Source organism: Blautia sp. 2227st1_G12_2227SCRN_220401 (assembly GCF_039062885.1).
Taxonomy (GTDB): domain Bacteria; phylum Bacillota; class Clostridia; order Lachnospirales; family Lachnospiraceae; genus Blautia_A; species Blautia_A fusiformis.
This window is the reverse complement of record NZ_JBCLNI010000010.1, coordinates 110,186-121,218: the sequence shown is the minus strand read 5'-3', so window position 1 is coordinate 121,218 and position 11,033 is coordinate 110,186. Positions and strand designations below refer to the sequence as shown.

Annotated in this window: 11 protein-coding genes; 1 reads left to right on the top strand and 10 read right to left on the bottom strand. The window is 45.7% G+C overall.

What is annotated here, in order from left to right; genetic code table 11:
* Window positions 1–428 precede the first annotated feature (428 nt).
* From ABCM67_RS07380 to ABCM67_RS07370, 3 genes are all read right to left on the bottom strand, one after another.
* Entirely contained in the window at window positions 429–1,136 is a 708-nt protein-coding gene (locus ABCM67_RS07380; protein WP_021650939.1) for a CvpA family protein, read from the bottom strand.
* A 10-nt stretch (window positions 1,137–1,146) separates the two neighbouring features.
* Window positions 1,147–2,379 carry a DUF5711 family protein gene (locus ABCM67_RS07375; protein ID WP_022426514.1) on the bottom strand — a complete coding sequence of 411 codons (1,233 nt, stop codon included), beginning with the start codon at window positions 2,377–2,379 and terminating at the stop codon, window positions 1,147–1,149.
* A gap of 66 nt (window positions 2,380–2,445) precedes the next feature.
* The gene (locus ABCM67_RS07370) at window positions 2,446–3,708 is read right to left on the bottom strand and encodes a LysM peptidoglycan-binding domain-containing protein (RefSeq protein WP_022426513.1); all 1,263 of its coding nucleotides are present in this window, start codon (window positions 3,706–3,708) and stop codon (window positions 2,446–2,448) included.
* A gap of 157 nt (window positions 3,709–3,865) precedes the next feature.
* On the opposite strand from ABCM67_RS07370, the gene yyaC reads away from it, so the two are divergent.
* Window positions 3,866–4,453 (top strand): spore protease YyaC, encoded by a 588-nt coding sequence (yyaC, locus tag ABCM67_RS07365; RefSeq protein WP_022426512.1) that lies wholly within the window; start codon window positions 3,866–3,868, stop codon window positions 4,451–4,453.
* Here the strand turns inward: yyaC and ABCM67_RS07360 are convergent.
* The 7 genes from ABCM67_RS07360 to dnaX all read right to left on the bottom strand — a co-directional run bounded on the left by ABCM67_RS07360 (window position 4,426) and on the right by dnaX (window position 10,998).
* Window positions 4,426–5,364, bottom strand: a complete 939-nt coding sequence (locus tag ABCM67_RS07360; RefSeq protein ID WP_015525670.1) for a transketolase family protein — start codon at window positions 5,362–5,364, stop codon at window positions 4,426–4,428. The two genes, yyaC and ABCM67_RS07360, sit on opposite strands and share 28 nt — an antisense overlap.
* Entirely contained in the window at window positions 5,352–6,191 is an 840-nt protein-coding gene (locus ABCM67_RS07355; RefSeq protein WP_015525669.1) for a transketolase, read from the bottom strand. Before ABCM67_RS07355 ends, ABCM67_RS07360 begins: the two co-directional genes overlap by 13 nt.
* Window positions 6,192–6,257: 66 nt before the next feature.
* A complete protein-coding gene (gene fsa / locus ABCM67_RS07350) occupies window positions 6,258–6,911 on the bottom strand; it encodes a fructose-6-phosphate aldolase (protein WP_015525668.1) in 654 nt (217 codons plus the stop codon).
* Between the two features lie 274 nt (window positions 6,912–7,185).
* Complete coding sequence (locus ABCM67_RS07345; RefSeq protein ID WP_147603229.1) at window positions 7,186–8,304, bottom strand: LacI family DNA-binding transcriptional regulator; 1,119 nt, start codon at window positions 8,302–8,304, stop codon at window positions 7,186–7,188.
* An 87-nt stretch (window positions 8,305–8,391) separates the two neighbouring features.
* Window positions 8,392–8,988 carry a recombination mediator RecR gene (gene recR / locus ABCM67_RS07340; RefSeq protein ID WP_015525667.1) on the bottom strand — a complete coding sequence of 199 codons (597 nt, stop codon included), beginning with the start codon at window positions 8,986–8,988 and terminating at the stop codon, window positions 8,392–8,394.
* Entirely contained in the window at window positions 8,988–9,344 is a 357-nt protein-coding gene (locus tag ABCM67_RS07335; RefSeq protein ID WP_015525666.1) for a YbaB/EbfC family nucleoid-associated protein, read from the bottom strand. Before ABCM67_RS07335 ends, recR begins: the two co-directional genes overlap by 1 nt.
* Window positions 9,345–9,375: 31 nt before the next feature.
* The gene (gene dnaX / locus ABCM67_RS07330; RefSeq protein ID WP_092072216.1) at window positions 9,376–10,998 is read right to left on the bottom strand and encodes a DNA polymerase III subunit gamma/tau; all 1,623 of its coding nucleotides are present in this window, start codon (window positions 10,996–10,998) and stop codon (window positions 9,376–9,378) included.
* Window positions 10,999–11,033: the final 35 nt, after the last annotated feature.

The window sequence follows — 11,033 nt, the reverse complement described above, 5'->3', positions numbered from 1 at the left end:
ATTTTCGAGAATCGTATGTGTTTCACTGTTTAGTTATCAAGGTTTGTTGTGTCTGTCTCTCAGACAGCTCGTTTATTTTATCTCATCTCTTTTTGTTTGTCAAGCACTTTTTTAAGTTTTTTTCAAACATTTTTGAGTTAAGATTTTGTTGTCGTTTTGTTGACGACTTGGATACTTTATCATATCTTCTGTCTTTTGTCAACTACTTTTTTATTTTTCTGAAAGCAGATGTATTTATCTGTTTCTTAAAAACAATTTGTTCCTAACAACTCTGATAGAATATCATTTTTTCCATTACCTGTCAACATGTTTTTTACATAAATTTCATTTTTTTCTAAAAAACGTATTTTTTCGCCAAAAACCGCATTTCACAGACATGGTCACCACCTGTATCCTGGTGCTTTTCCGTCTGCAAAATGCGGTTTCTTTTACCCACCATAAAATATTCCTGTAAAAATACGGATAAAAATATTTTTATCATAAAGAAAATCCAGTACTGTATCACCCCGGATCAGTCCCAGACCCTTTTGCCCTATTTCCGTGTTGCATAAAATCGTAAGTACCAGCATTCCGACCCATACAAAAACAATACACTTCATGCCTCCTACTACGGCGCCGGCTATTTTGTTGATCCCACGAATGACCGGCAATCTTGCCAGGAGATCCATGGCATACGCCAGCACATGGATCAGGATTGAGGAAAGTATGTATGATACCAAAAAAGAAAGACAGTTCACTGCTACATTGGCCAGATATCCGGAAATATACCCTGCAAATGTATTAACCGCCAGATATTGATACACCAATGCCGTATTATTTTCTGTTATCCCCTTCTGGAGGAGATCCGGAATATCCATACTGCTGATCAACGCCTTCTGTTCCTCCTCATCCATGGTTTCTTTTCCATCTGCCAGAGAATCCACAAATGATCCGCTGGCAGTCTGGATTTTTTCATAAACAGACGTATTCTCACGTATGAACTGATTCACATAAGGATTGATCAGCCATACCAGAGCAACGGAGATCAGAACAAGCAATGCAGATACTACTTCTTTTACAAAGCCATGCCTGTATCCATCCACCATGGAAAAGGCAAGCAGGACCAGCACAGCCAGTCCAAGCCATGTCCAGTTCATATCTGCCCCCTTAACTGAATTTTATGGTGCTGACGCCTGTATCCAGTACCATAAGATATTTATTCCATCCGATCTTAAAGAAATCCCGGATCGTTCCATCTACATTTCCGGCATATTTCTGTACGCCACGGCTGTTCATCACGCAGATCTGCGAGCTGTTATACATGATGATATTATCTCCGCTCATTTTTATAGTCGTATATGGAATATTGAAATTTTTACGGAATTTCAGCTGTCCGCTCATACTATAGACTTCCATTGTATACAGATCATCTTTATTATTGTTTTTAAATACAAGGCCAATCCTGTCATCACTGAAAAATGTACTTACGATCTCCTGTTTTACATTGACTGTTTTGCTTTCTTTGGGAATCTGGCTTCCCTGGTAAGTAGAAAATCCATCATCTCGCAAAGCAATATACTTACTGTCACTGATACATTCCACCTGCGGGATCACTACATTCTCATAGGTATAACCACTTACGATCCGATCATCCTCATTCTGCCCTACATCCCCATAATTATAAAATGCCACATAGCTGGTAGTCTTGCTTCCATCAACATACTGGAATGTTACCATCATCACTCCGTTATCAGACACTGCTACATCCATGGGATATCCCGGATCATCGATCTTAGTCAGATTTTCCGCGACCAGACTGCCATCCGGATTATAAAAATTGATCCAGGTATTATCATCATTGTCCAGGATCACTGCAACCATTCCATTCGATGCGATCCGCACTTTTACAATAGCATAAGATGTTGTTACAGTTCCGGTCACACCTTTTTTGTCGCAGATATAAAGCGATGTTCCCTCGCTGTCTGCAACAACCGCCCTGCTTCCATTCACATCTGCAATAGGATTCTGCATTGTATAGGTTTCATTCCAGATCGTATTCATGCTGTTGTCCACAACAGATACTCCATCCGGACTGTATCTCAGGATATCTCCATCCATGTCCACATACTGTGTGGACACAACATCTTCCTGTTCGCTTGTATTTAATACTTTATAGCTGTGATAGCTTCTTTTTTCTGCATAGAGAAAAACCAGGCAGACTGCAGCAGCGATCACTGCCGCTGTGATCACCTTTTTCCCCTTTCTTGAAATCCTTCGGCGATGAGAAGTTCTCCCGTAGTGAGCGCCTTCCTGTGCAGCCTGTTCCTGTGCAAGCCTGGCTTTTTGCCTCATCAGCTTTTTACGCTTTTGTTTTTTCTGTATTTTTTTTATGATATTCACAACTGTATCCCTTACCTTAAGTATTTTATTTTGTAATTGGTTTTCCAGTTATTATAGCACACTCCATCAGGGTAGTACAATTACCTGCCCGGGATAAATGATCTCATTGGCAGAAATTCCGTTTAATGCACAGATCTGTTCCATCGCCTCTACAGTGCCATAGCGGTTCAGACTGATCTGATACAAGGTGTCTCCCGGGCGGATCACATAAGTTTCTCCAGGATTTCCTGCAGCCACTGAAGTCTCTTCTGTTTTTTTCTCTTCTGTTTTATTATCCTTTTTTTGCGTTGCTTCTGAAACAGACTGTTTTTTTGAACTTCGAGGTTCCGGTGTTATTGAGATTTTTTCTCTTTTCTGCATGGTTTCCGTCGGGACCGGAGTTCCCCGCACAGCTTCCTGCGTCTGTACCGGTTTTTGTGTTTGCACCGGTTTCTGCGTCTGCACCGCCTTTGGCGAAACCGATACACTCCGCACCGGTTCTGTTACTGCAGGTGTCATCTGCACCACCGAAGCAGAAGCAGCGCGATAATCTTCCGGAACCTCTGTTTTTTCCTGCTGATTCCGATAAAAGCCCACTCCAGCCACAAGAACTGCCAATGCCAGACACACCGTAGCCGCATAAGAAAAAACAGAAGTTTTCTCTTCTCCCTGTTCCTCCGGATTTTTACTATCTATGATCTTTCTGAAATTTCTGACAGCCCTGTCCTCCACTTTCTCGGATGCTTCTCCGCCCTCTTTCTGGCTGCGTTCGATCATATACGTCTGCATCTGAGAATTTTTCTCATAATAAATATAATACCCGCTCAGTTTTGCCATCATGCCGCCATCATAACGGAAAAAGGCATCCTCCCGTTCTCCAGGATCCATCAGCATCAGGATCTTTTCCCCTCCGAAATGTCTGAGATGTACTTTCACAAAAAGCTCCGTGATCTCCATTGCTATCTGAGGCTGTGCAAAAAACCATCCCACGATCTCCTGCTCCGGAAAATACTGATCCTTATCCTCCTGCAGTTTCTGCCAGAGTTTTTCCGAAAAGTCAATATGTTCTGCCGCAGCCTCCATGCCGTCTGCTGCAATGGCACCTTTTATAAAAATACAGGTCATATCTGCAGTCCATTGAATTTCACCTGTAAGTACCGCCACACTTCCCTGGCCTTCCGGCTTTTCATCTTCTGCCAGGCTGCAGAGAAATGTGTATACATAATCTTCTATATAAATCCTGTAATCTCCGTTCGCCAGCCCAATCTGTCTTACATTTCTAGGCATGGAAAACGATTCCTGTGCGGTTTCCTGTTCTGTTGTGTCCTCCTTATAAATGACTTCTATCATCTCATATCACTCCTTCTGTCCAAGCATAGCACAGTAAAAATGCGGATTTTAGCAGAATGTAAGAGTCTGTCCATAGAATTTAGCGACAGATTCCGCACCATGCATATTTTTCCTTTTTTCAGGATATGATAGAGTGAAAAAAGAATCGAGGTTTCTCATGGCTTTTTACATTGATGCCGGAAAAAACGGTTCATCCGGCGAGATTGCTTATCTTCTGAAAAAATGCATTCTTCACTGTCCTAAAAAATGGACTGAGATCGTGTTTTTATGCATTGGCAGTGATCGTGTTACCGGAGATTGTTTAGGCCCATATATCGGACACCTTCTTCATCCTCATGAAACCGGACATATTTTTGTCTACGGCACTCTTTCCTGCCCGGTCCATGCCCTGAACTTGGAAAAAACTTCATCGCTTATCACAAGGCTTCATCCACACGCCCTTGTAATCGCCATAGATGCTTCTCTTGGACAAAAAAAACACCTGGGCTATGTGACCATTGGAAATGGTGCACTTTACCCAGGTGCTGGTGTTCAGAAAGATCTTCCACCTGTAGGGGACATCCATATCACCGGCATTGTAAATACTGCCGGAATCATGGAGCAGCTTACCCTGCAGACTACCCGGCTCTCCACCGTGGTAGCACTTGCAGATGTGATCGCCTGCGGGATCCTTAAGATACTTCCTGCAGAAACAGACTTATCCCCTGTTGATCTTGATTATGCGAACTCCTTGATCTGCTTATAGATACCCTCTGCATCGAGACCGTATTTATGAAGAAGTTCTAATGCCGGACCGGACTCACCGAATACATCATGGATTCCGATACGTTTAACCGGTACCGGTGCCTTCTCAGCCAGGCACTCGCATACAGCTCCGCCAAGACCGCCGATGATGGAATGCTCCTCAACAGTTACAACCTTGCCGGTTTCTTTGGCAGCTGCAACAACAAGGTCCTCATCCAGAGGCTTGATGGTATGGATATTGATCACTTTTGCATCGATTCCGTCTGCTGCAAGCTTCTCAGCTGCTTCAAGAGCCGGTGCAACGCAAAGTCCGTTTGCGATGATGGTAAGATCTTTTCCCTCGCGGAGAACGATGCCCTTACCAAGCTCAAATTTATAATCCGGTCTGTCATTGATAACCGGAACAGCAAGACGTCCGAATCTCATGTATACCGGTCCCTGATGCTCGTAAGCAGCAGCAACCATAGCTTTTGCTTCGATATCATCAGAAGGACTTGCAACGACCATGCCCGGAATCACTCTCATCAGGGCAAAATCCTCCAGGCACTGATGTGTGGCGCCATCTTCACCTACAGAAATACCGCCGTGAGTTGCTCCGATCTTTACATTCAGCTTCGGATATCCGATGGAGTTACGAACCTGCTCATAAGCACGTCCTGCTGCAAACATTGCAAAAGTACTTGCAAAGGGAACCTTACCTGTAGAAGCGATTCCTGCCGCAATACCCATCATGTTGCACTCTGCGATACCGCAGTCAATGTGACGCTCCGGGAATTCTTTTTTAAACATACCTGTCTGTGTAGCTGCAGCAAGGTCAGCGTCAAGAACGATAAGATCCTCGTGTTTTTTTCCTAATTCTATGAGGGCACTGCCGTAGCTTGCTCTCGTTGCGATTTTCTTTACTTCTGACATAATGCTTCACCTACCTTCTCCAGATCTTCCATTGCCTGTGCATACTGCTCGTCATTCGGAGCTTTTCCGTGCCAGCCTACTGCGTTCTCCATGTAGGAAACGCCTTTACCTTTTACTGTTTTCATGATGATAGCTGTCGGCATACCCTTTGTAGCTCTTGCCTCATCAAAAGCAGCCTTCAGCTGATCCATATCGTTGCCGTCCGCAACATTGATCACATGGAAATTGAAAGCTTCAAATTTCTTGTCGATCGGATACGGGGAGCATACATCTGCAATGTCACCATCGATCTGAAGTCCATTGTTATCTACGATCACAACCAGGTTGTCCAGTTTACGGAAGCCTGCGAACATAGCTGCCTCCCACACCTGGCCTTCCTCGATCTCACCATCACCCAGCAATGTATATACTCGATAGTCATCATTACTGAGTTTGGCAGAAAGAGCCATACCTGCTGCTGCAGAGATTCCCTGACCAAGAGAACCACTGGACATATCAACGCCCGGAATATGCTTCATATCCGGATGTCCCTGAAGATAGGAGCCCAGATGACGAAGTGTTTTCAGATCCTCTTTTGGAAAATATCCTCTCTCTGCAAGTACAGAATAGAGTCCCGGTGCTGTATGTCCTTTGGAAAGGACAAAACGGTCACGGTCTGCCTTCTTAGGATCCTTCGGATCGATGTTCATCTCTTCAAAATATAAATAGGTGAACACGTCTGCTGCAGAAAGGGATCCGCCCGGATGGCCGGCCTTTGCTGCATGGACTGCTGTTACGATATCCTTGCGGACTTCGTTGGCAACTTTCTGAAGTTCTAACTTATCCATGTTATTAATGTCTCCTTTTTAGTGCCCTGCTGTTCACAGGGAATTTGTATATAAAAGAGGTTTCGATCACTCACCGAATACTGCCTTGTAATCAGCCTGAAATTTAGCGATACCTGCATCTGTCAGCGGATGATGTGTCATCTGCTCAATTACCTTGAACGGTACCGTAGCGATATCTGCGCCTGCAAGTGCACATGCAGTTACATGCATTGGATGACGAACACTTGCTGCGATGATCTCTGTCGGGATATCTGCAACTGCAAACATCTCAGCGATCTGCTGGATCAGCTCAACGCCATCTGTGGAGATGTCATCCAGTCTTCCAAGGAACGGAGATACATATGTAGCACCTGCTCTTGCTGCAAGAAGTGCCTGGTTAGCAGAAAAGATCAGAGTAACGTTTGTCTTGATCCCCTCAGAGGAAAGAACCTTAACTGCCTTCAGTCCCTCTGTTGTCATAGGAATCTTAACAACCATGTTCGGATGGATGGCTGCGATCTCACGTCCCTCACGGATCATTCCCTCAGCATCTGTTGTGGTAGCTTTAACCTCACCGCTGATCGGTCCGTCAACGATCGTTGTGATCTCTTTGATCACCTCGTTGAAGTCTCTTCCTTCTTTGGCGATCAGAGACGGGTTTGTTGTAACTCCACAGATAACTCCCATGTCATTTGCTTCTCTGATATCCTCTACTTTAGCTGTGTCGATAAAAAATTTCATTGTTTTTTCCTCCTGTTTACGTTCGTTCTTTTTCTTGATGATTCCATTATAACAAACTCATTGCGGGGGTCAAGGCACCTGCTTTTTATTAATAAATCTTTTATTAATAAAATAACATTTTATTAATAGTGCCTGTCAATTTTTTCACCCAAAACAGCTTCTTTCCATTTTCCTCAATTCGAATATCGCCGTAATTATCGTAGCTAACAAGGTTTCTATTCAAATGTGTCATGGAAACTCTCTCTATATATTATTATTAATAATTTTTGCGCTATTATTTATTTTTCTGTTCATCAGACTGGTTTCTGTCCAGTCTTGCATACCCCGTCGTGCGGCGCGTGATCAGCTTCGGGGTATATTCGATATTATACAGGCTGGCAGGTCTTTCATCCAGGTAAAATTTATCATTCATGTCGATCTTACGGATAATGATGTCACAGGCATCTCTTCCCTTCAGCGCAACAAAATGATCAATGGTTGTCAGGGAGATCCTGCGGATGCCGGAATAAAAAATATTGTCGCACCCTATGACAGAAACATCCTTCGGAACGTGTATCCTCATTTCATGCAGCGCATCAATGGCGCCTATGGCCATCATGTCATTCTGTCCTGCGATAGCCGTAAATTTATGTCCTTCCTGGAGAAGCTCCATGGTCAGCTCGTAGCCCATGGCATACTCGGAATCCATCCGCGGGATCTTTCTGTCATTGGACTCATCTGCCGCCTTGATGAGCACATGATCCTTTTTTCCCTCTTTTTCAAACTCGCGGACAAAGCCCTCCACACGCTTGGATCGCTGCCACTGCCGTCTGGTAAGTGGCGGCGTGATAAATGCCACATCCGTGTGCCCCAGATCAAGAAGATGTCTGGCCATCAGCCTTCCTACCACTGTGTTGTCCTGATTGATAGCATCTACCGTGGTTGTTTTTTCCTTGTTGCTGATGATGACCAGCGGTGTTTCTTTTGCGATCTTTTCTACCTGATGCTGGAAATCCGGATGAGGATTGCAGGTATAGATGATCCCTGCCGGCCGCATGGTCTGCATCATACGGAGATATTTTTCTTCCAGCCCCGCATCGCGCTGGGTGTTGCAGATAAATACCCCATATCCCTGCTCATTGGCCACAGCCTCGATTCCCTGAAGCAACAGTACATAATAGGGACTGGTGAGTGTGGGACAGAAAACAACGATCAGCTTTTCTTTTCTGTCAGCTTTGTGTTTCCGACGTCCGGGAAGCTCATAGCCAAGCTCTCTGGCCGCCTGCTCCACCCGCTCCACAGTTTCTCTCGAAAAAGAAACATTATATTTCCGGTTCAGCACCATGGATACCGTTGCCTGGGAAACTCCTGCGCGTGCTGCCACATCCGATGAGGTTGCTTTCTTTTTTGCCACCAGTCTCACCTCCTTTATAATCTGGGGAAATTTCCTGGCTGCTTATCACTTTTTGCAATCCCTCAGGGAATTTTTCACCTGATCCGGTTATAGTTCCACTCTTCCTTCCAGTGCCCGGAGAAGTGTCACCTCATCAATATACTCCAGATCACCGCCCACCGGAACTCCGCTGGCGATACGGCTTACTTTGATCCCGGTCGGTTTGATCAGCTTACTGATGTACATAGCTGTCGTTTCGCCTTCAAGACTGGAATTGGTTGCCACAATAACTTCCTTTACATCCCCCTGAAGGCGCTTCATCAGTTCCTTCAGTTTGATATCATCCGGCCCGATCCCAAGCATCGGGGAAATCGCACCATGAAGTACATGATATACACCGTCAAATTTACCTGTTTTCTCATATGCTGCCAGATCCCTGGTATTCTCAACCACCATGATCGTGCTGTGATCCCTTTTGGGATTGGCGCAGATCGGACAAAGCTCCTGATCTGTCAGCGTGTAACAGCACTTACAGTACTGAACATTCTGCCTTGCATCGGTAATGGAGGCGGTCAGCTGCTCCACCTGGTCCTTCGGCATATTCATGATATGAAATGCAAGACGCTGGGCAGATTTGGCTCCGATCCCCGGAAGATGGGAAAGCTGCTCAATAAGTTTATTGATATGGCTGCTGTAATATTCCATCAGAAAGGAAGACCTCCGCCAAGACCGCCAAGGCCACCTGTGAGTTTGGACATCACTGCTGCTGACTCGGACTCAACCTGACGGAGCGCCTCATTTGTTGCTGCCGCGATCATGTCCTCAAGCATCTCGATATCATCCGGATCTACCGCTTCCTCGGAAAGTGTGACCTTTGTTATTTCACGTTTACCGGAAACTGTAACGGAAACAGCTCCGCCGCCTACTGTTGCTGTAAACTCTTTTTCCTCAAGAGCTTTCTGGTTTTCTTCCATCTGACGCTGCATTTTCTGCGCCTGTTTCATAAGATTATTCATGTTTCCCGGCATACCCATGCCAGGAAATCCACCTCTTTTTGCCATAATACTTTCCTCCTGTTTTTTGTTTACGGATTTATGACTCCTCATCCGGGTCTTCTTCCACTACGATATCCATGTGGATATTCTCCCGAAGTGCATCGTCTACTGTGATCTGCGCGAGATTGGTGTGCTGATGTTTGTTGGCTACCAGCATATGTATCTCCACGCTTTTGCCTGTCCGGGCAGCAATAATGTCCTGAAGCTCTTTCTTCGCCTCCGGATTGTCTACATAATTCATCCCCAGAAAATCCTGGAATTCCACATAAAGGATGGGATCTCCTGTTTCTCCGTTATACTTGGGGACTGCACGCTGCAGGGACTGCTTGAAAAGTCCGGTAGTCTGACCCACGATGGCACGCCAGCCTGCCACGATCTTCTGAAGATCCTCAGGAGCTGCCTTCTGTGGTTTCTGCTGCTGTACCGTTGCTGTACCGGTCACTGCCGCCCCCGGTTCCCCGGCTCCACCGGCCTCGCTCTCCCGAACGATCACCTGCTGCACAGGCCGTTCCTCCATCTGCTTTTCCAGGACACGAAGCCTGTCAAGAACAGAGTCTAGATTTGTCTCCATGGCCGGTCTGCACAGCTTAATCAGTGCGATTTCCACCAATACACGCTTCTGGCTTGCAAAACGGATCTGATTGGACAGATCGGAAAAAATACGAATGTAACGCATCAGCGTCTCCACATCTGTCATCCCGCTCTCTTCCTTCAGAAGCTTCAGATTCTCAGAAGAAACATCAATGGCTTCCTCCGGATTTTCGGAAGTCTTCACAAGCAGAAGATTTCGCATATACCAGGTAAAATCTGATACAAACTGTCCCAGCTCCCGGCCGCCTGTGATCAGGTCCTCCAGCACATGGATGGAACCTGTCACATCGCCGGAAAGAACCTTTCGGAGAAGCCTGCTGAATACCTCTGTATCCACAGCTCCCAGAACATCCAGGACTTTATCATAAGTAAGCACCTGTCCCAGATAAAAGGAAATACACTGATCCAGAAGACTCAGGGCATCTCGCATGGACCCGTCGCCTTTTTTTGCCACATAGCGTACAGCCTTCTCCTCTGCTTCCACCCCTTCTGCTGTCAGAAGCTCGGAAAGTCTGGCAGCAATGGTATCAATGGATATCCGGTGAAAGTCATAGCGCTGACATCTGGACAGTATTGTGATCGGTATCTTGTGGGCCTCTGTAGTCGCCAGGATAAAAATAACATAAGAAGGCGGCTCCTCCAATGTTTTCAGAAGAGCATTAAATGCACCTGTTGAGAGCATATGCACCTCATCGATGATATAAACCTTGTATTTACCCTCTGTTGGACGATAAGCCACTTCCTCACGGATCTCACGGATGTTATCAACACCGTTGTTGGAGGCTGCATCGATCTCGATCACATTCATGGCAGTTCCCGCCTGAATGGCCTTGCACATGGCACATTCATTGCAGGGGCTGCCATTTACAGGATGTTCACAGTTTACTGCCTTCGCCAGGATCTTTGCAACCGTAGTTTTTCCGGTACCACGCGTTCCGCAGAACAGGTATGCGTGTCCGATACGGTTCGCCTTGATCTGGTTGGTCAGTGTTGTCACAATATGATCCTGTCCTTTTACATCGTCAAAATTGTCGGGACGAAATTTACGGTAAAGAGCAGTATAACTCATAAAACTCTCCTTCTCTTCGCCACAGTCGCCGCGGA

Bases quoted from the DNA above. Each gene is read 5' to 3' on its own strand.
- ABCM67_RS07360 (WP_015525670.1), bottom strand. From the start codon at position 5,364: ATGTCAGAAGTAAAGAAAATCGCAACGAGAGCAAGCTACGGCAGTGCC.
- ABCM67_RS07380 (WP_021650939.1), bottom strand. From the start codon at position 1,136: ATGAACTGGACATGGCTTGGACTGGCTGTGCTGGTCCTGCTTGCCTTT.
- recR (WP_015525667.1), bottom strand. From the start codon at position 8,988: ATGGAATATTACAGCAGCCATATCAATAAACTTATTGAGCAGCTTTCC.
- yyaC (WP_022426512.1), top strand. From the start codon at position 3,866: ATGGCTTTTTACATTGATGCCGGAAAAAACGGTTCATCCGGCGAGATT.
- fsa (WP_015525668.1), bottom strand. From the start codon at position 6,911: ATGAAATTTTTTATCGACACAGCTAAAGTAGAGGATATCAGAGAAGCA.
- dnaX (WP_092072216.1), bottom strand. From the start codon at position 10,998: ATGAGTTATACTGCTCTTTACCGTAAATTTCGTCCCGACAATTTTGAC.
- ABCM67_RS07335 (WP_015525666.1), bottom strand. From the start codon at position 9,344: ATGGCAAAAAGAGGTGGATTTCCTGGCATGGGTATGCCGGGAAACATG.
- ABCM67_RS07355 (WP_015525669.1), bottom strand. From the start codon at position 6,191: ATGGATAAGTTAGAACTTCAGAAAGTTGCCAACGAAGTCCGCAAGGAT.
- ABCM67_RS07370 (WP_022426513.1), bottom strand. From the start codon at position 3,708: ATGATAGAAGTCATTTATAAGGAGGACACAACAGAACAGGAAACCGCA.